Origin of the sequence: Hyphomicrobium sp. (assembly GCF_035687085.1) — a bacterium.
Lineage (GTDB): Bacteria > Pseudomonadota > Alphaproteobacteria > Rhizobiales > Hyphomicrobiaceae > Hyphomicrobium_B.
Map to the genome: position 1 here is coordinate 488,603 of NZ_DASRYS010000002.1, position 23,870 is coordinate 512,472.

A 23,870-nucleotide genomic window follows, 5' to 3' on the forward strand; every position below is an offset into this window, starting at 1 on the left:
CAGCCAACATCAAGGTATGTTCTTTTCCCTCGCGCAGAAGCGGCGATAACAAACGCGCGCCTCGGCCATTCGGCGCTAGAACCAAGTGCCGATTAGCCCCTCGTCGCAATACGCCTACAATCCTCAGATTGGTCCAGCATTCAGCGAAGCGAAGGGAGAACGCACGTGTCTCATCACCTCGATTGCCCGTTGGCTCGGCAGGACATTCGCCTCGATATCACCGATCTCTACGTCTTCAGAGGCGAGGCCGGAACGGTCTTCGCCATCAACGTCTGTCACTCGATCTTCGGCCCCATTCCATCGCCCGGCTACCACCCCGAAGGCATGTACGAATTCAAGATCGATCTCGACGGCGACGCGGTGGAAGACATCACCTATCGCATCACGTTCGGCGAACGCGATGCCGAGGGCAAACAGGGCTTCGTGCTGCGCCGTATCGATGGCCCCGAGGCCACCGATCCTCATGCTGCAGGCGCGGTCGTTGCCGAAGGCAGGACGGGCGACGACGTTACGACTGAGACCGGGCTCCGCATCTGGTGTGGACAAGCGGGCGATCCATTCTGGATCGAGCCTGATGTTCTGCATGCTGTCGGACACGCTTTTCAGGATGGAACGACCGTCGACCTATCGAAGTGGGACGGGAGCCAAGCGAAGAATTTATTCGCCGGTCATACCGTCTATTCGATCGTGCTCGAGGTTCCGGACAAAGAGCTTCTCAAAGATACCGCAGGCAGCGGCCACCTGATCGGCGTTTGGGCCATTGCGTCGCTTGCCACCGATGCGGGTGGATGGCGTGCGATCAATCGTGTTGGTCTGCCGATGATCCATCCGCTCTTCACACAGTTCAACGAGGACTTGGGAAACGGGCTGAACGGGGGCCGGCCGGCGGATGATTTCGACACGCATGGCGAAGCCGTCATCACCTCGATCGCGGGCACCGTCGGCGCCTACGGAACAGCGGATGATCCGAGGGCCTATGCCGAGACGGTTGCGCATAGGTTCTGCCCCAATATTCTTCCCTACACGGTCGGCACGCCTGCTGTGTTTGGCTTTGCGGAATGGAACGGCCGGTCACTGACCGACAACGCACCGGACGTGATGTTCACGCTTGCGGCCAACACGCCGATCCGTCTGGGGATCGGCAGGGAGTCGGTCGTGTCGAAGCCATCGAAGAAATTCCCGTATGTTCCGGCGGCTCCTTGAGACTCATTTGTTTGTGCCCGGCGACTCCGCTTCGCGGAGCCGGCCGCCGGGCGTGGAGTTCTTTGCTTGTGCCCGGCGACTCCGCTTCGCGGAGCCGGCCGCCGGGCAGGCTATTTCGGGCGACCGTTATACCTGAGGCTGGCGAGGTAGTTGGCAACCGGCTTCAATTGCGCTTCGTCGAGCGACTTCATCAGGACCACCATGCCGATGTAATTGCGCCGCTCGCCGGTGTGGAAGTCAGTCATTGTCTTCAGGAGATACTCATCCTGCTGCCCAGCCAGCCGCGGCCTGACGGTATCGCCCTGATAGTTCGCCTGGTGGCACCCTCTGCAATTGAGCGAATTGACTACGGCGTCAGCGGCGGCGCGGTCCTCAGGTGATGGCGCCGGCTGCTGAAGATCCGGCCATTGCTGTTGCGAGTAATAGGTCGCGAGCGCTTCCATGTCCTGCTTGCTGAGAGACTCGGCGACGCCTGACATGATTTCGTTTTTCCGGCGTCCGATCTTGAAATCGTTGAGCTGGTTCAAAAGGTAAGCGCGGGGCTGTCCCCAGATGACGGGCGTGGTCTTTTCGGTCGGCACCCCCGCCTCGCCGTGACAGGCGGCACAGGTCTGCGTGAGATCGTTCAGGGTCTGTGCAGCTGCACGCTCACCGACCGCGAGCAGAGACGTCATTACAAATGCAGCCGCAATGGCCGCACGAACTGCATTTCCGGGCATCAGCAAACTCCGCACACTAACCAATTCGCGATCAGGTTATCTCTCAACTCATGGTCGTTCGTCCAGGCCCGTCGCGCACCGGGCATGGATGTGCGCCCAACTCTGCGAGGCAGAGCCGGTTGAAATAAAGCGAAGGGGCGGATCGGCGCGGCCGGGAGCCGGGCGCATCGAAGCCATCGAAGAAGTTCCCGTACGTTCCGGCGGTGATTTGAGTGCTTCTCGTTATTGCCCGCGTGCGTGGACAATGCTTGCGACGGCGAAGATGACGCCCTCTTGATCCGGCATGGATGTGCTCGCCTCATCGCCACGGAACAAAATACGTTAAGCCAAAGCGAACAGTTTCGACATCTCCACCAATCTCTGTAAACTGAGGTGCGTTCAGCTCTTTGGAAACTCCGCTGACGCTTTTTGCTTCGAACATTGTCGCTCGAAACTCTACTGACAGATGCCAGTTCGCGGTAAGGCGATGCTCGACACCGCCACCCACAGTTACACCGCTCAAGGTTTGCGACGAGGAATCCAGCGAGGAAGGCCACTCAAAACTTTGCCTGATCCTCGATGTTGTCCAACCGCCTAGGCCGTACAGCAATGTTGAGTCTGAAGCTAACCATCCAAGTTTCCCGACAATGCTTGCGGACCACGATACGTCGCGAGCACAACTACCGAGGCCTTCATCGGAGACGAAAACGTTACTGTCCCAACCAGCAGCCCAGCTCAAGCGGCATTCGATTTGCTGTGTCGTGCCGAATGGATCAAAATCGATAGCTACACCGAGGACCGTACTTTGCATCTGCCAGCTCGCTGAAATAGCGAAACCTCCATTCCACTCAGCGTCGTCTCCTGAAATGGATTGCGCGGAGCCAAAAGAGGACTCGTTGAAAGTCACGCTTCTCGCCGAGTTATGGGATAGTCCAATGCCTGTATACGCCCCAAATGAGAACCCCGACCAATCATCTGCTTGAGCCTGCGATATAGATGCCTGAAAAAAAAGAACGCCAATCATTGCGATGCCGAGTCTAACCATAATATCCCCCGAGAGCATTTTCGGAAACGTTGCATGACGAGGCTTCGAGGGAAAGCGCAAGACAACACAGTGTGCTGCTGATCTGTGGATGCAAGTTTGTATTCCAGATTAGAATGATGGACGCGTTCGAGCGGCCGGCTGCAGTGGCTGCAGCCGGATGCGCAAATAGGGCGAAGGGGCAGATCGGCGCGGCCTCGCGTTTTTCTATTTTTGTTTCGGGATGCAGCCTTCGCCGATCCGCGACGCGCAACGGAGGTGGGCCCCCATTTCGAACCGTTGACACCGCCATCCGCCCGCGCATTCCGATTTTTTCGAACGGGCGTTGAACTCCGGCGCCACCTCGTGGCCACCGCAGCCGGCAGACGACCCCGGATCCAGCTGATGGGTTCCGGCAGTCCGGCGCGCTCCCACCGCCCTCAGGCGCCCAGCTCGAGCCTTGAGCCCTTCGCACGCGGCGGGATGAGCGGAGTATGCGCGCGGTGCGGAGAGCGGGGATAAGTTTTTTTGCGAGAGCGGGATGAAGGTGGGTCCCGGGTCTCGCAAGGGGGCTCGCCCGGGATGACAACTGTGGGCCCCGCTCTATCAATCCCGTCATCCCGGCGGAGGCCGGGATCCAGCCAGGCCAGAGGCTTGGGCGGATGCCCGCCTCCCCCGGCATGACGTTGCTGGGCGATGGCCCATTTGCCATCCATGGCCACCACGTCGTCGAGCACGCCCCGCGACCACCATCATTCCAGCGAAGGCTGTAGGGGACCTAGCATCGCAAGAGTTGCAGAGGCTTATTGGCGGTCGGCTGTCAAAAATTTGCGGGCTGCCGAAATGGTGCCAACGGGGGGTGACAGGTTGGCCGGTAAGCGGCGATGATCGCCATAGCCGGCGGCAGACCGGGAAAACAAGCGCGAGGAAACGATGGCAGGGGTTCGGGTTTTGGTGGGCACGCGCAAGGGCGCGTTCGTTCTCACGGCGGATGGCACGCGGAAGGACTGGGAGGTCAGCGGTCCGTTTTTTCCAGGTTGGGAAATCTACCACGTCAAAGGCTCGCGCGCAGATCCCAACCGCATCTACGCGTCGCAATCGAGCAGCTGGTTCGGGCAGCAGATCCAGCGTTCCGATGATGGCGGCAAGACGTGGGAGCCAGTCGACAACAAATTCGTCTACGACGGCGTGCCCGGTACGCATCAATGGTACGACGGCACCCCTCACCCGTGGGAGTTCAAGCGCGTCTGGCACATCGAGCCGTCCGCCACCGACCCCGATACGGTTTTTGCCGGGGTCGAGGATGCGGCTCTGTTCCGTTCGACGGATGGCGGCAAGTCGTGGGCGGAACTTTCCGGATTGCGCGGGCATGGATCGGGAGCGGCCTGGATGCCAGGCGCCGGCGGCATGTGCCTGCACACCATTCTGCTCGATCCCGTCAATCCGCAGCGGATGTTCATCGCGATCTCTGCCGCCGGTGCATTTCGGACGGACGATGGCGGCGCGACGTGGCTGCCCATCAATAGGGGTTTGCGGTCGGAATACATCCCCGATCCGCATGCGGATGTCGGGCATTGCGTGCACCGCCTGGCAATGCATCCCTCGCGGCCGGAAGTGCTGTTCATGCAGAAGCATTGGGACGTGATGCGCAGCAACGACGGCGGAGATTCCTGGCACGAAGTGAGCGGGAACCTGCCGACGGATTTCGGCTTCGTCATCGACGTGCATGCGCACGAGCCGGACACGATCTACGTCGTCCCGATCAAGAGCGATGCGGAGCACTTTCCGATTGATGGCAAGCTGCAGGTCTGGCGCAGCCGCTCGGGCGGCCAGGAATGGGAGCCGCTGACGAAAGGCCTTCCGCAGTCCAACTGCTACGTGAACGTGCTGCGCGACGCGATGGCGGTCGATACGCTCGATTCCTGCGGCGTCTACTTCGGCACGACGGGCGGGCAGGTCTATGCTTCCGCGGATGCCGGCGATACGTGGAACGCAATCGTTCGCGATTTGCCGCCGGTGCTGTCGGTCGAGGTCCAGACGCTCGCATGATCCGCGTCGTGCTGCCGTCGCATCTCCGGATGCATGCGAACATCAACGGCGAAGTTGTGCTCGAGGTCGATGGAGAAGCGACGCAACGGTCGCTTCTCGATGCGCTCGAGACGCAATATCCGGTGTTGCGCGGGACCATTCGCGATCACGTGACGAAACGGCGGCGGCCGTTCTTGCGATTTTTCGCGTGTCAGCGCGATCTCTCGCACGAGCCGATGGATGCGCCGTTGCCCGACGAGGTCAAGTCAGGATCGCAGCCGTTTCTGATCGTCGGTGCGATTGCCGGCGGCTGAACGCGACAGAGCCGGATGTGGGAAGGGCGCCTCCGACGCTAGACTTCGGACGAGGCGCCCCAGGGGATGATCGTTTTAACGTGAGAAGCTATTTCAGTGGCTCGATCGGCGCGGGATCGGCTTGTAATTTCCAGACCAATACGGCGCGGACCGATTGCACGGTTGCCTCGTCGAGATCGAAGCCTGCCCCTTCCGACGCCCAATGCTTCACCTGGGTCTTGGTCCACCACTTCTTATAGGTCGTTTTATTGAAAGCGTCGTCGTAGCCGACGTCGCTATCGCCTTCAAACCGCGAGTAGCGATATTCAACTTTAAGCGAGAGGCGCTTGTCGATCCGGTCGAGCTTGGTTTCGATGCCACCGCCAGTGGTCCAGCCATCGAGGTCACCGGTTGTCAGTGTGACGCTCGTCGGCAGGGGCGCGTATTTCGGGCCGTCGAAGGCCGCCGTCACCGATCCATCCTGGTTCATGCGGGAGAAGCCGCCCAAACCGTAGACGAGGAACCGCGGCGTCACGAGATAGCCGAGGCGGCCACCGACCGTCCAAGTGCCCGCGCGGTCGAGATCACCCGAGAGCGAGTTGCCCTTGTAGCTGAAAGAGGCATGCTCATCGCCTTCGGGATGGAAATCGTAGTCGGCGAAGGCGCCGATGAGGACGCGGTCAAAAAGGAGCCGGTCGTAGCCGACTTGCACGGTGCCGAAAATCTTCCAGGCGTCGTCGTTCATCGAACCCTTTAGATATTCGGGCTTGGTACCGTAGTAGTCGGTGTCGCAATAATAGTACCAAAAGCAGGTCTTTTTCTTGAAGAGGTCCCAACGCTCCGCTGCTGCGGTGGCATTCTGATCGATGGTCTTGGCGCCGATACCGGCGCCGACGGAAAACCCGGTCCAGCCATCGGTCGATGTCAGAAAGTCCCCAGCGAATGCTCCGGTGGACTGCAACAAAACGCATGCGATAAACGCAACACACTTACGCATCACACTACTTGCTCCCCGTTACTCTCCCCATGTCCTTCCGCGCTGCCGTTTTCAACAGCTTGTCCACAACGAGTGCTATCGATTGCACATTGTTGCCGCAACTTATCCGCATGCTGAACATGATCCTTTTAATCGGGCGCTGCTTTTTGATCACTATGCTGACCGTCATAGCAGCGCAGCAATTCTCGCGGCGGATTCCAAAATTCCGCGCAGTCATAATTGCTTGGAAAATTGGCAGGTGTTCACGCGCGTTAAGATGCGCGAAGGCATGGATCTCGGGCTGGATCGCGCTGCCACCGGTGAACGGTATCCGCAGCCGTTCACATGTCCACAGCTGGGGATAAAACGTCAGCCGCCCTGCGCGTTGTCTTTGAGCAGCTTGTAATTGATGCTGTCGAGAAGCGCTTCAAAGCTCGCGTCGATGATGTTGGGTGAGACGCCGACAGTCGTCCAGCGCTCGCCGGTTTGCGAGTCGTGACTTTCGACGAGCACGCGCGTGATCGCGTCGGTTCCGCCCTTATGGGTCTGCGTCAGGATACGGACCTTGTAGTCGACGAGTTCCACATGCTCGATATGCTTCTGGTAGCGGCCGAGGTCGCTGCGCAGTGCCTTGTCGAGCGCGTTGACGGGACCGTTGCCTTCACCGACCGAGACGATTGGTGCGTCGTCGCCGGCGATCGAAACGGTGACGACGGCATGCGAAACGGTGCCGTTACCATTATGCGCGCGCGACCGTTCCTCGCGGCGTTCGACCGTGACGCGAAAATTATCGACTGAGAAATAGCGCGGGACGCTCGCCAGTGCGCGGCGGGCCAGAAGCTCGAATGACGCTTCGGCGGCCTCGTAGGAATAGCCCTGATCCTCGCGCGCCTTCACCTCGTCGAGCAGTGCTTGCACGCGCGCGTCGTCCTTGTCGGATGGCAGACCCAGGCGTTCGAGCGCGGAGGTGAGCGATGAGCGCCCGCCCTGCTTCGAGACGAGAATGCGGCGCTCGTTGCCAACGCTTTCAGGCGGCACGTGCTCGTAGGTTTCGGGCGCTTTCATCAAGGCGGAGGCGTGAATGCCGGCCTTTGTTGCGAACGCGCTTTCGCCGACGTAGGGCGCGTGGCGGTTCGGCGCTTCGTTCAGCACTTCATCGAGCACGCGGCTCGCGTGCGTCAGTATGCGCAGTTTCTCCGGCGTGACGCCGGTCTCGAACGCGTCGGCGAATTCGCTCTTCAGAAGCAGTGTAGGAATGATGGACGTGAGATTGGCGTTGCCGCAGCGCTCGCCCAGCCCGTTGAGCGTGCCCTGGATCTGCCGGCAGCCGGCGCGGACCGCCATCAGCGTGTTGGCGACGGCGTTTTCCGTATCGTTGTGCGTATGAATGCCGAGATTGCTGCCGGGCACGTGCGTCGCGACGTCGGCCACGATGCGCTCGATCTCGTGCGGCAGCGTTCCGCCGTTGGTGTCACACAGGACAATCCAGCGCGCGCCCGCGTCAAAGGCGGTTTTTGCAACGGCGATCGCATAGTCGCGGTTCGACTTGTAACCGTCGAAGAAGTGCTCGCAGTCGATCATCGCCTCGCGCTGCGTTTCCACGACGGCGCGGACGGACTGTTCGATGGCTTCGAGGTTTTCCTCGTTGGTGATGCCGAGTGCGACGCGGACCTGATAGTCGGACGATTTCGCGACGAGGCAGATGCTGTCGGCGGTGGACTGAAGGACCCCCTGCAGGCCCGGATCATTGGAGACGGACCGCCCTGCCCGCTTCGTCATGCCGAAGGCGGTGAAGCGCGCCGACTTCAAGTCGGGCCGCGACGAGAAAAGCTTGGTATCGGTGGCGTTGGCGCCGGGGAAACCACCCTCGATGTAATCGATACCCAGATCATCGAGCACGCGCATCAGGCGGCGCTTGTCTTCGAGCGAAAAGTCGACGCCCGTTGTCTGGGCGCCGTCGCGCAGTGTCGTATCGAAGAGATACAGGCGTTCTTTGCTCATGATGGTTTCGATGACTCGTCTTGCGCGGGCTTACCGGCGAGACGCTTTATCATGGTCGTGTTGGAAAGCCATTGATCATCGAGCGGAATGGAGTTGCGCTGCGCGCCGACGTAGCCGCGGCGCTCGAAAAACGGCACGGCCGTGTCGCTCGCATCGACGGTGATCGCCTCGGCGCCGCGGGCGCCTGCGATCTTCTCGAGCGCATCGGCGATCGCGGTGCCCACCCCCTCGCCCGCGAAGTCGGGGTGGACGTAGAGCATGTCGATCGCTTTGTTGTCCTTGAGAGAGCCGAAGCCCAAGTACTCGCCGTCCACCTGCACAACGAGGGTGAGCGCTCCCGCCAGCCGGTCGCGGAAAGCTGCCGCGTCTTCGGCCGTTGCGGCCCAAGCGAGCCGCTGATCCTCGTCGTAATCGTCGGCCGTCAGCTCATCGATGCTTTGCGCGAAGAGATCGCGCAGCACCATCGCATCGGCTGGCAGAAACGGTCGGAGCGGATAGTCGTCGGACATTGTTTTCAAAGCCGTTTTAGCGGCCGGTGTGGTGCCGGCGGCCGTTCATGGTCGAGGGGTCTTGGAATGCCGGTCCGGCGTATCCCTATGTCGCCATGGATGCAACCCCTTGCAAGGTCGCGCTGCCTAGTGGTTGCCAGCCTTAACAATGCGCCGGGTGACAGTGGCTGCGGGCGTCGTCGTCGCAAGCAAGCGGGGTCGCGGGTCTCGCAAGGCGGCTCAACTCCATTAACCCGTCATCCCGGCGGAGGTGATGCTGAACCTCGGCACAACCCAACCGCTGTCATCCTCGGCTTTAGGCCGAGGATCCATTAGGCCACGCGCCGTGCTCGTCGATGGGTCCGGGTCTCGCAAGGGGGCTCGCCCGGGATGACAATTTCGGAAGTGTTCACAACCCCACTTGTCATCCCGGCCGGAGCGCAGCGCAGAGCCGGGACCCAGAAGGGGGCACCGTCATTGGGAACTATGGATCCTCGGGACAAGCCCGAGGATGACAGTGGGATCAGTGAGACTGGGAGTCAGGCGTCTTCGGCTTCGAGGCCTTCTGCGGGCGTTTGGGGTTTGAGTTGCCAGGGCACGGAGGCAACGCTGACGCGGGGGCCGCCGTATTGCAGGAGTTTCGCCCGCAGGCGGCGTTCGCGATGGGTGTGCATGAGATAGCCCCACCAGTTCACCTCCACGAGCGCCGGCATGACGACGAGCACCGTGCGGTTGGTGTCGCGGTCGTCAATCGCTTTCACGGCGTCCAAAACGGGCGTGACGAGGTTGCGATATTCCGAGCGGACGATTTTCAGATGCGGCGGACGAATGCCGTTCTCGCGGCTCGGCGCCTCGACATACTTCTTCCAATTCTGCTTGAGGCGGCCGATCGCCTCCTCGACGCCTGGACCTTCGAGCCGGGTAATGTGAAGGGCGGTCACGTCCGGCGATAGCCGTAGCGCATATTCTATCGCCTTGCGCGTGAGCCTGTCCCAACGGTTGATCGGAACGATGACGACGGGCGGTGTGCGATCGTGAACATCGATCGGCGACTTGCAGCCTTGCATCAGGGTCTCGTCGACTTCCACGTTGAAGCGCTTGCAGGCCCAGAGCACCATGAGCGTGAGCGGCACCGCGATGACGACGATCCACGCGCCTTCGACGAACTTACCGATGATGATGATGGCAAGGGCGGCGCCGGTCGCCACGCCGCCGAAGCCGTTGATGAAGAGGCGCGTGTAAGTGCGCTTTCGCTCGAGCGCGCCTTCCGCCGTGTCCGTGCCGCGCGAGGTGCGGAGTTCGCGCAGCCAGTGCGCCGCCATGCCGAACTGCGAGAGCGTGAACGACAGGAATGCACCGACGGCGAAGAGCGGTATCAGACGATCGGTAATGCCGTTGAAGACGATGAGCAGCAGCCCGGCGCCGGCCGTGAGGAAAAGGATGCCTGCGGAATAAACGAGACGGCGCCCCGCGACCGCAAATTCTTTCGGGAGGAATCCGTCTCGCGCCACGGTTTCGCAAAGCAGCGGGAAGCCGACGAAGCTCGTGTTGGCCGAAAGGCACAGGACGGCGAGAACCGAACTCATCGTGACGTAATAAAACCAGTCGCGGCCGAACACGGCGGCCGTCAACTGTGACAGCACACTTTGATAGCCGGGCTGCGTCTGATCCATCGCCATGACGTCGAATGCGCGCGTGGACACGGCGAGCGCGAGCAGGAAGATAGCCAATGTCGTGACGATGACAGTCAGTGTTCTGCGCGCTGTCTGTACCTTCGGTTCCTTGAACGCGTTGACGCCATTGCTGACGGCTTCGACGCCGGTCATCGCGGTGCAGCCGCTCGCGAACGCGCGCAAGACGAGCCAGATGCCGACTGCGTGCGTGACGGGGGCAAGTGCCGGCGGCGGATCGATGGCTTCAGGTTGGCCACCGGCGAGCCAGGCTTTCGTGACGGCCGTCGCCAGCATCAGCCCGAGGCTGCCTATGAACAGGTACGTCGGGATGGAAAGCAGAAGGCTTGATTCCCGCGTGCCGCGCAGGTTTGCGAGCGTGAGGCCGACGAGAATGATGAGGCAGATGCTCAGCGTGTGCGGCTCGAGGCTCGGTACCGCCGAGATCAAGGCGCCGACGCCCGATGAAATGCCGACGGCGACGTTCAAGAGGTAATCGATCATGAGGGCGGCGGCGGCGAGTGTGCCGGCGCGCGGCCCTAAGTTCTGCGATGCGACGACATATGCGCCGCCGTTCGTCGGATAGGCGGCGATGGTTTGGCGGTATGAGAAATAGAGCGCCATCAGAAGCAGGACGATGGCAATTGCGATGCCGATCTGGACATTGAGACCGGCGAGGCCGGTGCCTGCGAGGACCGTCAGCATCGCTTCGGGGCCGTAAGCGACGGACCCCAGTCCATCGAGGCCAACTGCGGCCACACCGCGGAGCACGCCCACCTTCTCGGTCCGCGCATCACGGTTGGCGATTGCGGGGCCGAACAGGATCGTTTTCAGCGAACGGGTCATGCCGCGTGCATCGTTTGCTGTGCTTGGCGCAATGGCGGCGTTTGGCTTTCTTGCGTTGAGGCGTCGCGCCTGCGCGGGGTTCTCACATTAGCAACCCGGGCGTTCGGATTTTACGCCGCCGCCATCGCTCAGGACGGCTAACAGATGCTGATCGGGCGTTGCATTGTTGTGTGGGCCCGAGTGGCTGCTGCCCCATCTTCGTCATGGCGGCGGCGGCCGGCACCCCAGACAAGCCTCAGCGTATGCGGGATACTTCGCGCGGACAGCAACACCGAATGCGCTGCCCATTGTCGTGGATCCCGGCCTCCGCCGGGATGACGGTGTGGGGTCAGCTGGGCTGATGGCGTCGTCCCGAGGGCGCGCTTTTGCGGACGTGGGAGCCAGTTCGGCAGCGGTGCGTGTTGCCCGATGGATCCTCGGCATGAAGCCGAGGATGACAGTGTGTGGAGGCAGCGCCGGGGCTAAACTCTTGTCATCCTCGGGCATGACCCGAGGATCCATTGTTCGGGTCAGTTCGCTAGCGGGTGAGTTCCCAGGTGGTTTCGATTTCGCCGGTTTCTTTGTTCTTGGTGTCCTTCAGCGCGATGCCCATTTGGGCGAGTTCGTCGCGAATGCGGTCGGATTCGGCGAAGTCCTTGCGCTTTCTCGCTTCGAGGCGCGCGGCAATGAGCGGCTCAACGGAGGAAGCTAGCGAATGCGCGGTCTCGGCCAGGCGCTGTTCGGCGGCTCTCAGCGTTTCGCCGTCAAAACCGAGGAAGCCCAGCGCGGCGCCGAGGCTCTTGAAGTCTTTCGATGAGGCGTAGCCGTGCAGCTCGGCGATGGCCTTGGGCGTGTTCAGATCATCTTTCAGGGCGTCCAGAAAATCGTGCGGCACGTTCGCATGATCGCTGGTGTCGATTTCTTCGCGCGAGAACCAGTGCGTGAGGATTTTCCGGCTCTCTTCCAGACCCGCCTGCGTCCAGTCGATGGGCTGGCGATAGTGCGTGCGCAGCATGTTGAGGCGCAGCACCTCGCCCGGCCATCCGGCGACGAGCAGCTCATGGATGGTGACGAAGTTGCCGAGGCTCTTCGACATCTTCTCGCCTTCGACCTGCAGGAAGCCGTTGTGCAGCCAGACGTTCGCCATCACGGACGTTTCGTGCGCGCAGCGTGACTGCGCGATCTCGTTCTCGTGATGCGGGAAGGTCAAATCGATGCCGCCGCCGTGGATGTCGAACACGGGTCCGAGCAACGCGCCGGCCATGGCCGAGCATTCGATGTGCCAGCCGGGGCGGCCCGGCACGTCGATACCGCTGGGTGACGGCCAAGCGGGCTCGCCGGGCTTGGCGGGCTTCCAGAGCACGAAGTCCATCGGCCCTTTCTTGTAGGGCGCGACCTCGACGCGGGCGCCGGCTTCCATCTCGTCCAGCGAGCGGTTGGAGAGGCGGCCGTAATCCGGCATCGATTCGACGTCGAACAGAACGTGGTTTTCGGCGACGTAGGCGTGGCCGCGATCCACCAGCGTCTCGATGAGTGAGACCATGTCTTCGCGGCCGTCGTCGCGGTGGATGTACTCCGTGGCCCGGGGCTCGAACGTCGGTGGCAGAACGCCTAGAGCCGAGATGTCGGCGTGGAACTGCTTCTCGGTCGCCTCAGTGACTTTGCGGATCGCCTCGTTGAGGGGCAGATTGGGGTAATCGCGGGCGGCGCGGGCGTTGATCTTGTCGTCCACGTCCGTGATGTTGCGCACGTAGGTGACGTGCTGCGGCCCATAGATTTGGCGGAGCAGCCGGAAGAGCACGTCGAAAACGATGACGGGGCGCGCGTTGCCGATGTGGGCGTAGTCGTAGACGGTCGGGCCGCAGACGTACATGCGCACGTTCGAGGGGTCGATCGGCTCGAACTCGGCCTTTTGCCGGGTCAGAGTATTATGGAGTTTGAGCGCCAAACTGGGACCTCTTGCGTCGCCTGTCGTCTGCGATATCGAACGAGCGGAAGATATTCCGGAAGCCTGAGTATGCCATAGGCTGGCAGCGGCGACATTAGAGCCGCCCGCGCGTTTTGCGCGTCTTGGCGCTGGCGTCAAGCCGGAGGCCAAGTTTCTGATAGCCTTCGCAAATTGCTGGACGTCGCAATTGCTCCCAATTGACCCGCTAGCAAATCGCTGCTTAGGCTTTCGAAAACATCGCTTCGGATGCCTTCATCCGCAGCACGAGAGCCGGTCAAGGACGGCCGTCGGGGAACAGGCGTGAGCCAAGGGAAATCTTTCAATATGGCGCTTTGGCGGTCGCTGCTCGTGGTGGCGATGGGGCTTGGCGCACTCGTTTCCGGCTCGCACTTGGCGTCGGCGCAAGGCTGGTGGCCGTTCGGCGGCGGCGACGACCGCGAAGAGGATGATCGCGGCGGGCCGCCAGTACCGCAGGAACCCGTTTACCGGCAGCCGCCCCCTGCACAGGCGCCACCGCCCTATCCCGGGCAGGAGCCCTACCCTGCGCCGCCGCAGCCCTATGGACAATCGCGGTATCCGGGTTCGCCCGCGGCGCCGCCCTCTCCTGGTGCTCCCGGCGCTCCGGCAGCGCCGGCGGCACCTTCGCAAAATTGGGCTGCGAAGAATCCGATCTGTCATCAGCTCGAGCAGCGCCTCGTGCAGGAAGGGCAGAAGAGCGGCCAATCGCAGAACGACCTGCCGCGCGTGGAGAATGACATCCGACAGCTCGAGCGGGACGTCGACCGCACGCAGTCGCAGCTCGATCGCGGCTGCTATGAATATTTTCTTTTCACCAAGTCGCTGAAGAACACGCCGCAGTGCAAGGATCTGGCGCGGCAGCTCGATGGCTCGAAGCGGAAGCTGGCGGATCTCGATGCGCGGCGCCGGGATATCTTGGGATCGGCTGGGCGGTCGTATCAGGACGACATCATTCGCGAACTTGCACGCAACAACTGCGGCGCCAACTACGTCGACATGGCACGGCGGAGCGGCGGCGGCATGTCTGGCATGTGGGAAGACGAGGAATCGAGCGGCGGCAATACGTGGGACCCGCGGGCGGCCAATGGCGCGCAGACGTACCGGACTCTGTGCGTTCGCCTGTGCGACGGCTTCTATTTCCCAGTGAGCTTCTCGACGCTGCCGAGCCACTTCGCGCAGGACGCCGATGCGTGCACGTCGAAGTGCGCGGCGCCGACGGAGTTGTACTACTATCCGAACCCAGGCGGCACGGTGGAACAGTCCGTGGCGCTCCGGACGCAGGAGCCCTACACGCGTTTGAAGTTCGCGTTCCGCTATCGCAAGGAGTACGTGAACGGCTGCTCGTGCAAGGCGGCCGAGTACGTGGCGCCAGCCGAGGGCCTGCAGCCCGATAAGAAGGCTGAGGGTGCGGTGCCTGGTTCGCAGTCCGCGGCGCCGGGCCGGCGTGCTGAGACTGGCGGTTCGGCTGCCGCGCGGCAGGGTGCGCCGATGGCGACCGCTTCGCAGCAGGGCTCGGCCGGCTGGCAGACTGAGGCTCAGCCGCGGTAGTCGGTGCTTGTTTTGGCAGCACACCCAATTCAGGCCCCACGCAAGCTTGCGTCGCTTCTTTTTGCACGCGAAGTAGTCTGCAATCGTATCCACGATTCATCCCGTGCAACCCTTCTCGGTTTTTAGTGGGCGATGCAGAGCGAAGAGAAGGACCAAGGATTGATGGACCCGTTTGGCCAACTGTTAAGTTCGAATGTCCTTACGCTTTGGGCCTGGGTGTTTGCGGCGACCTTGTTGACGTTAGTCCAGATTGGGAAGGCGGTGCGGCATGGTTTGATCACAACCGCTCTCATCGCCATCGCGGGAGTGTTCGTGGCAATCATCGCTGGCACGCTCGGAGTTGTGATGTTCGCCCTATGGTTCAATCCGTCCCAGCTACTCCCCGCCGTAGCAAAGGACCCCGCCGCCATGATCGCCTACTTCACAGAGCTAGGAGTGGAATTCTCTCTTGTCGGCATCCTCAGTATCTTAATCTTTTGCTTCATGCGAGGTTCTGGGCGCCGGGCTGCCCGACTTTAAGATTGTGGAAGCGAGGCCCGTCTCAACGGCCAAAGTGCAAAGCTGTACCAGCGCTTGACGACTTCCTTCTTACTCGGCGAAAGCGGCCGTGATTTGATAAATTGATCTCGACGGCAAAATCTGCCTTCGCACCGAGTTTGCTGCCCGATGTCGTGGATCCCGGAGTTTTGGTTGACGCCGGCGATTCGCGTTCCGCGAGCCGGCCGCCGGCGCATTGTTCGCCGGGATGACAGGTGTGGGGTGGAGAACCGGCTTTCCGAAATTGTCATCCCGGGCAAGCCACCTTGCGAGACCCGGGACCCATCAATCTTCAACGGATGCTGCCGAATGGATCCTCGGGCCAAGCCCGAGGATGACAGTCGTTGGGAGAGGCGCGCATCCCCGCACCGTCTCGTCGTACCGAGACAGTGGGCGGGTGGGATGAGCGCGGGATGCGCTAGGCGCGCTGGCCGGCGAGGCGAGAGAGGACGCGGTCGCGGCCCATCAGCGGGAGCAGGAATTTCAGTTCGGGGCCGGCTTCGCGGCCGGTGAGCGCGAGGCGCAGCGGATGGAACAGCGCGCGGCCTTTGGCGCCAGTCCGGGCTTTCACGGCGTTCGTCCATTCCGACCACGTGTTTTCGGTCCACGGCGCATCAGGCAGGACTTCCGATGCTGCGACGGTCAATTTCGAATCCTCGATGACGGGTTCGAGGTCGCCCGCGACGACGTTCCACCAGATCTTCGCGTCGGCAAAGATTTCAAGGTTGCCGCGCACGGCATTCCAGAAATCCTCGCGGCCCTCGATGCCGAGCGCGTGCAAACGTTCGCGGACGGCTGCGTATTCGAGCGTGTGCAGCAGCTTGCTGTTCAGCACCTTCAGCTCGGCAACGTCGAAGCGGCCGGGCGCCATCGAGATTTTCGAGAAGTCGAGTTTGGCCGCCAGTTCATCGCGCGAATGGAAGGGCTCGATCGCGTCCGACGTGCCGACAAGCGCGGCATGGCAGAGAACCGCCATCGGCTCCAGGCCTTCGTCCCGGAAGCTTTGGATGGACAGCGCGCCGAGACGTTTCGACAGCGCCTGCCCGTCTGCGCCGACGAGCAGCGAGTGATGGCCGAATGCGGGTGGCGTGGCACCTGCGGCTTCGAAGAGTGCGAGCTGCACGCCCGTGTTGGTCACGTGATCTTCGCCGCGCACGATGTGCGTGATCTCGAAATCGATATCGTCGATGATGCTGGTGAAAGTGTAGAGGAACGTGCCGTCGCCGCGGATGAGCACGGGGTCGGACAGGGAACCGAGATCAACGGTCTGGTCGCCGCGAATGAGGTCGTTCCACGAGACGAGCGTCGGCTGGGGATCGAGGCCGCGCCCTTCCGACGTGTTCGGGAGGCGGAAGCGCCAATGCGGCGTTTGTCCCGCGGCGATCTTGGCGGCGATGTCTTCCTTCGTGAGTTTCAGCGCGGCGCGGTCGTAGATCGGCGGCCGGTGCATGGCGAGTTGGCGCTTGCGGCGACGGTCGAGTTCTTCCTCGGTCTCGAAACACGGATAGAGCGCGCCGGTCGCTTTGAGCATCTCGGCGGCTTCTTCGTAGCGCGCGGTGCGGTCCTGCTGGCGGGCGAAATCGGACCAGGTGAGGCCGAGCCACGTAAGGTCATCCTGGATGGCTTGGGCGTATTCTTCCGTCGAACGGACGGTGTCGGTGTCGTCGAGGCGCAGCAGGAAGCTGCCGCCGTGTTTGCGGGCGAAGAGCCAGTTCAGCGCTGCCGTCCGGATGTTGCCGATGTGGAGCCTGCCTGTTGGGCTCGGTGCGAAGCGGACGCGGGGTGTCATGTCTGGCCTTTGCGAGATTGATGCGGCGCACCCTACTTCGTGGCCGGTCAAACGCAAGGCGTGGGCGCATCATCGCCGGTGGTGCCCGATGAGGCGGGCGCCCCTGCCCTCGAGCTTGGACGGATCCTGGCCTTCGCCGGGATGACGGTCGTGGTGGGGACGGTGCTCTGGGTCCCGGCTCTCCGCTGCGCTTGGCCGGGATGACAAGTTGGGGCGGTGTGCCGGCGTCCGAGATTGTCATCCCCGGCGAGCCACCGTGCGAGACCCGGGACCCATCGAGCGGCGTGGCCCGCTGCCCGATGGATCCTCGGGACAAGCCCGAGGATGACAGTGGTGGGTGAAGGGATGAGCCGGGGTTAGGCGGAGTCCCTGCCTTGGGTGGAGGCCTTGAGCGTGGGGGCAGGTTCGGTGAGGTCTTCGCGGAATTTGTTGGTGATGGGGTAGCGGCGGTCGCGGCCGAAGTTGCGGGCGGAGATCTTGACGCCGGGTGCGGCTTGGCGGCGCTTGTATTCGGCGAGGTAGAGCAGCCGCTCGACCTTCTTCACCGTCTCGGCGGCGTGGCCGCGGGCGATGACGTCCCGCACCGGCATTTCCTGCTCGACGAGGCATTTCAGGATATCGTCGAGCGCTTCGTAGGGCGGCAGCGAGTCCTGATCCGTCTGGCCGGCGCGGAGCTCGGCTGTCGGGGCTTTCGTCAGAATGCGCTCGGGGATGACAATGCCGGATGGGCCCAGCGCGCCTTCCGGAACGTTCGCGTTGCGCCAGCGCGCGAGTTCGTAGACTTCTGTCTTGTACAGGTCCTTGATGGGATTGAAGCCCCCGTTCATGTCGCCGTAGAGCGTGGCGTAGCCGACGGACATCTCGCTCTTGTTGCCGGTCGTCACGACCATGCCGCCGAACTTGTTCGACACGGCCATGAGGATCGTGCCGCGCACGCGCGACTGCATGTTTTCTTCGGTGATGTCCGCGTTGGTGCCGGCGAAGAGATCCTTCAAGCTCCACGACATGCCGGCGACGGTCGGCTCGATGGAAATCTTGTCGTAGCGGATGCCGAGCGCCTGCGCGCACGCGGCGGCATCGGCGAGACTTTCATCGGACGTGTATTTCGACGGCAGCATGATCGCGTGGACCCGCGATGATCCCAGCGCGTCGACGGCAATGGCCGCGACGAGCGCGGAGTCGATGCCGCCGGAAAGGCCGAGCACGACGCCGGGGAAGCCGTTCTTTTCGACGTAATCTCTCAAACCCAGCACGCAGGCCTGATAGGCGGACGCGCAGCCTTCGGGAAGCTTCGCCACCTCACCCTTCTCACAGCGCCATCCGTCCGGGGACTTCGTCCATTCGGTGAGAACGAGGGCTTCGCGCCAAGCGGGGAGTTGTACGGGCAGCGTGCGGTCGGCGTTGAGCACGAAGGAGGCGCCGTCGAACACCAATTCATCCTGGCCGCCGACCTGATTGAGATAGGCGAGCGGCAGGCCGCTTTCGGTCACGCGCGCGACGACGATGTTCATGCGCATGTCGGGCTTCGGCCAATCGAAGGGCGAGCCGTTGGGCGAAATCAGGAGTTCAGCGCCGGTCTCGGCGAGCGTCTCGACGACGTCGGTGTTCCAGATGTCTTCGCAGATGGGGACGCCGATGCGGACCCCGCGCACGTTCAGCGGTCCGGGGAGTTTGCCGGAAGCAAACACGCGCTTTTCGTCGAACACACCGTAGTTCGGCAGCTCGACTTTGAGCGTCGTCGCCTGGATGCGGCCGCCATCGAGCAGTGCCACCGCATTGTAGGCCTTGCCGTCCTCAACCCAGATCGCGCCGATGAGCATCGCGGGGCCGTCGGCGCAGGCTTTCGCCAAGCATTCGAGACGCTCGCGCGTCGCCTGCTGAAAAGCGGGTTTCAGCACGAGGTCTTCGGGCGGATAGCCGTTGAGGAAGAGCTCGGGAAAGACGATGACGTCGGCGCCGAGTTGCTTGGCGCGGGCGTGCGCTGCGGCGGCCATTTCGGCGTTGCCGTCCAGGTCCCCGACGATGGGATTGAGCTGAGCGAGCGCGATCTTGAGGGAATGCGGTGTGATCATGCCTGCTATTTAGAGTGCGCCGTCAGCAAGGTCCAGACGACGGCTGGCAGGCGGCAGGGGGGAGCCTCACTCAATCGTCCTCGTCACAGGGCACGGGGAATTCGATGTCGGGATCCCAGCACATACCGCCATCGTGAATGCGCGAGACCGGTGTCGGCAGCAGCGGATGCGCGGCCGCGGACACTGCCGCCGCGCCAGCAACGCTCGCCACAATCAGGCACAGGACTAAACGCATCACAGCCATCGGAATGCAAAAACCGAATTGGCGGCTCGCCGTTCCGCAAGCCGCCAAATTCTATACCGCATTCCGAGGCAGGCGGGAAATCGCGCCGTTTACGCGATCAGCGTCTTGGGCTCCGGCCGAGCTTCGGCATCGCGCTCTTTCTTCAATTGCTCGGCAACGAGGAAAGCCAGCTCCAGCGCCTGGTCGGCGTTGAGGCGGGGATCGCAATGCGTGTGGTAGCGGTCGGAGAGATCCTGTTCGGAAATAGCCGTGGCGCCGCCCGTGCATTCGGTGACGTTCTGCCCTGTCATCTCGACATGGATGCCGCCCGCATGCGTGCCCTCGGCGCGATGCACTTCGAAGAAGGACAGGCTTTCTTTCAAGATGCGATCGAAGGGCCGCGTCTTGTAACCGTTGACGGCGGAGATCGTGTTGCCGTGCATCGGGTCGCATGACCAGACGACGGAACGGCCGGCCTTCTTCACCGCGCGGATGAGCTTCGGCAGATGCGCCTCGACCTTGTCGAAGCCGAAACGGCAGATGAGCGTCAGGCGGCCCGGCTCGTTCGTGGGATTGAGCAGGTCGATGAGGCGCAGCAAGCCGTCAGCATCGAGCGAAGGCCCGCACTTCAAGCCGATCGGATTCTTGATGCCGCGGCAGTACTCGATATGCGCGTGATCGGGTTGGCGCGTTCTGTCGCCGATCCAGATCATATGGCCGCTCGTCGCGTACCAGTCGCCGCTCGTAGAATCCTTGCGCGTCAGAGCCTGCTCGTAGCCGAGAAGCAGCGCCTCGTGGCTGGTGTAGAAGCTCGTGGTCCGCAGCTGCGGGGTATTGTCCGACGTGATTCCGCAGGCGCGCATGAACTGCAGCGTCTCGGCGATGCGGTCGGCGATCTCCTGATAGTGGTGGCCCTGCGGGCTGTCCTTGACGAAGCCCATGTTCCACTGGTGCACGCGCTCGAGGTCGGCATAGCCGCCCGTTGCGAAAGCGCGGATCAGGTTGAGCGTCGCCGCCGACTGACGGTAGGCTTCGAGCTGGCGCACGGGATCGGGAATGCGGGCTTCCGGCGTGAACTCCGGCCCGTTGATGATGTCGCCGCGGTAGCTCGGCAGTTCCTGCCCGTTCTTCTTCTCGGTCGCGGATGAGCGGGGCTTGGCGAACTGACCGGCGATGCGGCCGACTTTCGTCACGGGCTCGCCGCCGGCGTACGTGAGCACGACCGCCATCTGCAGGAAGACGCGGAAGAAGTCGCGGATGTTGTCGGCGCGGTGCTCGGCGAAGCTTTCGGCGCAGTCGCCGCCCTGGAGCAGGAAGCCCGTGCCTCCGGCGATGCCGGCAAGCTGCTTCTTCAGCTCGCGCGCTTCACCGGCGAAGACCAGCGGCGGGAACGTGGCGAGCTTCTCTTCGGCGTCGGCCAAGGCCTTCGCATCGGGATAATCCGGCACCTGCAGGATCGGCTTGCCGCGCCAGCTGTCCGGGGACCATTTCTCGTGGGCGTTCGACGCCATAGTGAACCAAACTCCTGAAGAGCAGATATTGGGCGCGTGCCCGGGGGCGGCGCCTTTCTATAGCTCTGTGGCATATTATCTCGGGGGCTTATAGGAGATATTGGCGGGCAACGCCAGCGCTTCAACCCCCACGCTTTTTGGGGCTAGAGCCCGGCCGACATGCCCCCGTCCACCGCCAGCTCCGAGCCCGTGCAATAGAGGCTGTCGTCGGAGGCGAAGAAGACCGCGGCCCCCGTCATGTCTTCGGGCCGTCCGAGGCGTCCCATGGGCGTTTTGTCGATGAGCGCCTTCTTGACCGGCGGCAGCTTCAACAGGCGGTCCGTGATGCCGGTTTCGACGTAGCCCGGCGCGACCGAGTTCACGCGAACGTTGAAGGGCGCGTATTCGACCGCGAGGCCCTTGGTCAATGCCGTGATGGCGCCCTTGGTCGCCGTATAGGCCGCGAGCGGACGAAGCCCCCTGCTCGCCATGATGGACGAGATGTTGATGATCGAGGGCGACTTCGATTTGCGCAGCAATGGCAGGGCATCGCGGGAGAGCCGCAAAATCGCGTCGAGATTGACTTCGCGCAGCTTTGCCCAGTCGGCGTCGGAGAGCTGGCGGACTTCGCCGCGAACGAGGATGCCCGCATTGTTGACGAGGACGTCGGCGTAGGCGTGGGCCTTCTCGACATTGCGAACGAGCGCGGTGATGTCCTGGCCCTTCGAGACGTCGACCACCATCGCGGTTGCAGCGCCGCCCTTAGCTTTGATTTTCTGCACCGTCTCTTCGGCGGTTTCGCCGTTGATGTCGGTGACCCAGACGTGCGCGCCTTCGAGGGCGAACCGTTCGGCAATGGCTTGGCCGATGCCGCCGCCGGAACCCGTTACGATTGCGATCTTTCCGCTGAGCCGCGTCATGTGTTCCCTCTTGGCGTGAATTCGTGCCGCTCGGTCCGGCCGGGAAAAGTCCCGGCGGACGTGGACGCGAACCCATACGGCGGTGCTTTTTCCCGATCAACCGGCCGCTTCGCCAGGGGCCACCCATTTTTCGCGGAGCGTGACCAGTTCCTCTGCGGCGGATGGATGCAAGGCCATGGTCTGGTCGAAATCGGCCTTGGTAGCGCGCATGCGGACAGCAATGGCGGCCATCTGCACGATCTCGGCGGCGTCGGGGCCGAGCACGTGGACGCCGACGACGCGATCGCTCTCGCCTTCGACAATGATCTTTACGAGCATTTTCTCGGAGCGACCGGCGATGATCACCTTCATCGGGCGGAAGCTGCCTTTGTAAACGTGCACGTCTTTGTACTGGGCGCGAGCCTCGTGCTCGGTGAAGCCGACGGTGCCGATCTCGGGCGTCGAAAACACCGCTGTCGGAATGGTCGTGTAATCGACAATCCAGGGCTTTTTGCCGAAGAGCGAGTCGGCAAAGGCGTGGCCTTCGCGGATGGCGACCGGCGTCAGGTTCACCCGATTGGTGACATCGCCCACGGCGTAGATCGAGGGCACGGTCGATTGCGAGTAATTGTCGACGACGATGGCGCCTTCCGGATCGAGCTGAACGCCGAGTTTCTCGAGCCCGAGGCCTTGCGTATTGGGCGAGCGGCCGATGGCGAACATGATCTGATCGGCTTCGAGCGTTTCGCCGTTGCTCATGGTGCCGGCGAGGCCCGCCGCTGTCTTCGCAATCTTCGTGAACTTCTGGCCGGTGATGATGCGGATGCCGCGCGCCGTCATCGCAGCGGCGAGACCATCGCGCAGGTCTTCGTCGAAGCCGCGGAGGAATTTGTCGCCGCGATAGATGAGCGTGACCTCGGCGCCGAGGCCGTTGAAGATGGAAGCGAACTCCACCGCGATGTAGCCGCCGCCGGCGATGACGATGCGGCGCGGAAACTCTTTCAGGTCGAACACTTCGTTCGAGGTGATGACGTGCTCGATGCCCGGAAGGGCGTAATCGAGGTTCGGGCGGCCGCCGGTCGCAACCAGGATCGTCTTTGCAGTGATGATGCGCGCGGAATTCTCGAGGCGCACTTCGTGCGGTGAGACGAGCGTCGCGCGTTCGGCAAACACCTCGACCTTGTGCCTGTCGAGCGTGGCGCTGTAGGCGAGTTCTAGCCGCGTGATTTCTCTGTCCTTGGCGGCGACCAGCTTGGGCCAGTCGAAGGACTCGCCGGAAAGCGACCAGCCGAAGCCTTGCGCATCGGCGAAGTCATCGGCAAAGCGGCTGGCGTAAACGAAGAGCTTTTTCGGCACGCAGCCGCGGATCACGCAGGTGCCGCCGACCCGGTGCTCCTCCGCGACCATCACCCGCGCGCCCGACATCGCCGCGAGCCGGGCTGCCCGCACGCCGCCGGACCCGGCGCCGATGACGAAGAGGTCGTAGTCGTACTTGGCCAAGATCCGCTCCTCTAAGGTTCGATCGTCGTCACGCCCTCGGGCGTGCCGACCAGCGCCTGGTCGGCGAGATCGAGGAACAGGCCGTGGTCGACCACGCCGGTGACGCTCTTCAGCGCCTCGGCGAGCAACGCAGGCTCCGCGATCCGCCCGCAGGCCGCGTCATAGATGAGGTTGCCGCCGTCGGTCCGCACGGGCTGGCCGTCCTTCATGCGCAGCCGCGGCGGCACGCCGATGTCGCACTCGACCAGGGCGTCGCAGATGCGCAGCGCCGTGGTCTTGTGGCCGAACGCGACCACCTCGATCGGCAGCGGGAACTTGCCGAGCACCGGCACGCGCTTGGCGGCGTCGGCGATCACCACGCAGCGCTTCGAAGCCTCCCAGACCAGCTTCTCGCGCAGCAGCGCCGCGCCGCCCCCCTTGATCAACGACAGGCCGGGGCCGATCTCGTCGGCCCCGTCGACGGTGAGGTCGATCTCGCGCGTCTCGCCCAGCTCGGCGAGCTTCATCCCCAGGCTGCGGGCGAGCTCGGCCGTCGCCTCCGAGGTGCAGACGCAGGTCACGTCGAGCTGACGTGCGCCGAGCGCCTTCACGAACCAGGCCGCGGTGGAGCCGGTGCCCAGGCCCACCACCATGCCGTTCTCGA

Annotated in this window: 19 protein-coding genes; 5 read left to right on the plus strand and 14 right to left on the minus strand. The window is 62.9% G+C overall.

Features of this window, described 5'->3' with window-relative positions; translation table 11 throughout:
• The first annotated feature begins 165 nt into the window (after positions 1–165).
• The gene (locus tag VFG26_RS02740) at positions 166–1,203 is read left to right on the plus strand and encodes a DUF4331 family protein (RefSeq protein WP_325021953.1); all 1,038 of its coding nucleotides are present in this window, start codon (positions 166–168) and stop codon (positions 1,201–1,203) included.
• Positions 1,204–1,313: 110 nt separating this feature from the next.
• On the opposite strand, the gene VFG26_RS02745 is transcribed toward VFG26_RS02740, so the two are convergent.
• Complete coding sequence (locus tag VFG26_RS02745; protein ID WP_325021955.1) at positions 1,314–1,922, minus strand: c-type cytochrome; 609 nt, start codon at positions 1,920–1,922, stop codon at positions 1,314–1,316.
• Between the two features lie 298 nt (positions 1,923–2,220).
• A complete protein-coding gene (locus VFG26_RS02750; RefSeq protein WP_325021957.1) occupies positions 2,221–2,946 on the minus strand; it encodes an outer membrane protein in 726 nt (241 codons plus the stop codon).
• 909 nt (positions 2,947–3,855) lie between these two features.
• On the opposite strand from VFG26_RS02750, the gene VFG26_RS02755 reads away from it, so the two are divergent.
• Together VFG26_RS02755 and VFG26_RS02760 are read left to right on the plus strand one after the other, a co-directional pair.
• Positions 3,856–4,971, plus strand: a complete 1,116-nt coding sequence (locus tag VFG26_RS02755; protein ID WP_325021959.1) for an exo-alpha-sialidase — start codon at positions 3,856–3,858, stop codon at positions 4,969–4,971.
• On the plus strand, positions 4,968–5,264 hold the full coding sequence (locus tag VFG26_RS02760) for a MoaD/ThiS family protein (RefSeq protein ID WP_325021961.1): 297 nt from the start codon (positions 4,968–4,970) through the stop codon (positions 5,262–5,264). The genes VFG26_RS02755 and VFG26_RS02760 overlap by 4 nt, the downstream gene beginning before the upstream one ends.
• Before the next feature lie 88 nt (positions 5,265–5,352).
• Here the strand turns inward: VFG26_RS02760 and VFG26_RS02765 are convergent, their stop codons facing one another.
• Positions 5,353–6,240 (minus strand): outer membrane protein, encoded by an 888-nt coding sequence (locus VFG26_RS02765; protein WP_325021963.1) that lies wholly within the window; start codon positions 6,238–6,240, stop codon positions 5,353–5,355.
• An 82-nt stretch (positions 6,241–6,322) separates the two neighbouring features.
• Between VFG26_RS02765 and VFG26_RS02770 the strand changes: the two genes are divergently transcribed.
• Positions 6,323–6,625 carry a hypothetical protein gene (locus VFG26_RS02770; RefSeq protein ID WP_325021965.1) on the plus strand — a complete coding sequence of 101 codons (303 nt, stop codon included), beginning with the start codon at positions 6,323–6,325 and terminating at the stop codon, positions 6,623–6,625.
• On the opposite strand, the gene cimA is transcribed toward VFG26_RS02770, so the two are convergent.
• From cimA to cysS, 4 genes are all read right to left on the minus strand, one after another.
• Positions 6,589–8,220 carry a citramalate synthase gene (gene cimA, locus VFG26_RS02775; protein ID WP_325021966.1) on the minus strand — a complete coding sequence of 544 codons (1,632 nt, stop codon included), beginning with the start codon at positions 8,218–8,220 and terminating at the stop codon, positions 6,589–6,591. The two genes, VFG26_RS02770 and cimA, sit on opposite strands and share 37 nt — an antisense overlap.
• Positions 8,217–8,729, minus strand: coding sequence for a GNAT family N-acetyltransferase (locus tag VFG26_RS02780; protein WP_325021968.1), 513 nt, complete (start codon positions 8,727–8,729; stop codon positions 8,217–8,219). Before VFG26_RS02780 ends, cimA begins: the two co-directional genes overlap by 4 nt.
• Before the next feature lie 518 nt (positions 8,730–9,247).
• Positions 9,248–11,224: an APC family permease gene (locus VFG26_RS02785; protein ID WP_325021970.1), complete on the minus strand. Its 1,977-nt coding sequence runs from the start codon at positions 11,222–11,224 to the stop codon at positions 9,248–9,250.
• Positions 11,225–11,741: 517 nt separating this feature from the next.
• Complete coding sequence (gene cysS / locus VFG26_RS02790; RefSeq protein ID WP_325021972.1) at positions 11,742–13,151, minus strand: cysteine--tRNA ligase; 1,410 nt, start codon at positions 13,149–13,151, stop codon at positions 11,742–11,744.
• 324 nt (positions 13,152–13,475) lie between these two features.
• On the opposite strand from cysS, the gene VFG26_RS02795 reads away from it, so the two are divergent.
• Positions 13,476–14,717 (plus strand): DUF2865 domain-containing protein, encoded by a 1,242-nt coding sequence (locus VFG26_RS02795; protein ID WP_325021974.1) that lies wholly within the window; start codon positions 13,476–13,478, stop codon positions 14,715–14,717.
• Between the two features lie 955 nt (positions 14,718–15,672).
• On the opposite strand, the gene gltX is transcribed toward VFG26_RS02795, so the two are convergent.
• From gltX to rpiA, 7 genes are all read right to left on the minus strand, one after another.
• On the minus strand, positions 15,673–17,043 hold the full coding sequence (gene gltX / locus VFG26_RS02800) for a glutamate--tRNA ligase (protein WP_325021975.1): 1,371 nt from the start codon (positions 17,041–17,043) through the stop codon (positions 15,673–15,675).
• Positions 17,044–17,399: 356 nt separating this feature from the next.
• Positions 17,400–19,115 carry an NAD+ synthase gene (locus VFG26_RS02805; protein WP_325021977.1) on the minus strand — a complete coding sequence of 572 codons (1,716 nt, stop codon included), beginning with the start codon at positions 19,113–19,115 and terminating at the stop codon, positions 17,400–17,402.
• 70 nt (positions 19,116–19,185) lie between these two features.
• Positions 19,186–19,350 carry a hypothetical protein gene (locus tag VFG26_RS02810; protein WP_325021979.1) on the minus strand — a complete coding sequence of 55 codons (165 nt, stop codon included), beginning with the start codon at positions 19,348–19,350 and terminating at the stop codon, positions 19,186–19,188.
• Between the two features lie 98 nt (positions 19,351–19,448).
• Positions 19,449–20,849, minus strand: a complete 1,401-nt coding sequence (locus VFG26_RS02815) for a class II 3-deoxy-7-phosphoheptulonate synthase (protein ID WP_325021981.1) — start codon at positions 20,847–20,849, stop codon at positions 19,449–19,451.
• Between the two features lie 143 nt (positions 20,850–20,992).
• Entirely contained in the window at positions 20,993–21,748 is a 756-nt protein-coding gene (locus VFG26_RS02820; protein WP_325021983.1) for a glucose 1-dehydrogenase, read from the minus strand.
• 96 nt (positions 21,749–21,844) lie between these two features.
• The gene (gene gor, locus VFG26_RS02825; protein WP_325021985.1) at positions 21,845–23,227 is read right to left on the minus strand and encodes a glutathione-disulfide reductase; all 1,383 of its coding nucleotides are present in this window, start codon (positions 23,225–23,227) and stop codon (positions 21,845–21,847) included.
• Positions 23,228–23,238: 11 nt separating this feature from the next.
• Positions 23,239–23,870: ribose-5-phosphate isomerase RpiA (gene rpiA / locus VFG26_RS02830; RefSeq protein WP_325021986.1), on the minus strand; the 632-nt coding region annotated here is incomplete at its 5' end.

What these genes read in the sequence shown, in the direction of transcription:
- VFG26_RS02810 (WP_325021979.1), bottom strand. Translation starts at nt 19,350, where the DNA reads ATGCGTTTAGTCCTGTGCCTGATTGTGGCGAGCGTTGCTGGCGCGGCG.
- VFG26_RS02795 (WP_325021974.1), top strand. Translation starts at nt 13,476, where the DNA reads ATGGCGCTTTGGCGGTCGCTGCTCGTGGTGGCGATGGGGCTTGGCGCA.
- VFG26_RS02805 (WP_325021977.1), bottom strand. Translation starts at nt 19,115, where the DNA reads ATGATCACACCGCATTCCCTCAAGATCGCGCTCGCTCAGCTCAATCCC.
- gltX (WP_325021975.1), bottom strand. Translation starts at nt 17,043, where the DNA reads ATGACACCCCGCGTCCGCTTCGCACCGAGCCCAACAGGCAGGCTCCAC.
- VFG26_RS02750 (WP_325021957.1), bottom strand. Translation starts at nt 2,946, where the DNA reads ATGGTTAGACTCGGCATCGCAATGATTGGCGTTCTTTTTTTTCAGGCA.
- VFG26_RS02765 (WP_325021963.1), bottom strand. Translation starts at nt 6,240, where the DNA reads ATGCGTAAGTGTGTTGCGTTTATCGCATGCGTTTTGTTGCAGTCCACC.
- VFG26_RS02815 (WP_325021981.1), bottom strand. Translation starts at nt 20,849, where the DNA reads ATGGCGTCGAACGCCCACGAGAAATGGTCCCCGGACAGCTGGCGCGGC.
- cimA (WP_325021966.1), bottom strand. Translation starts at nt 8,220, where the DNA reads ATGAGCAAAGAACGCCTGTATCTCTTCGATACGACACTGCGCGACGGC.
- VFG26_RS02755 (WP_325021959.1), top strand. Translation starts at nt 3,856, where the DNA reads ATGGCAGGGGTTCGGGTTTTGGTGGGCACGCGCAAGGGCGCGTTCGTT.
- VFG26_RS02745 (WP_325021955.1), bottom strand. Translation starts at nt 1,922, where the DNA reads ATGCCCGGAAATGCAGTTCGTGCGGCCATTGCGGCTGCATTTGTAATG.
- VFG26_RS02760 (WP_325021961.1), top strand. Translation starts at nt 4,968, where the DNA reads ATGATCCGCGTCGTGCTGCCGTCGCATCTCCGGATGCATGCGAACATC.
- VFG26_RS02780 (WP_325021968.1), bottom strand. Translation starts at nt 8,729, where the DNA reads ATGTCCGACGACTATCCGCTCCGACCGTTTCTGCCAGCCGATGCGATG.
- VFG26_RS02820 (WP_325021983.1), bottom strand. Translation starts at nt 21,748, where the DNA reads ATGACGCGGCTCAGCGGAAAGATCGCAATCGTAACGGGTTCCGGCGGC.
- VFG26_RS02785 (WP_325021970.1), bottom strand. Translation starts at nt 11,224, where the DNA reads ATGACCCGTTCGCTGAAAACGATCCTGTTCGGCCCCGCAATCGCCAAC.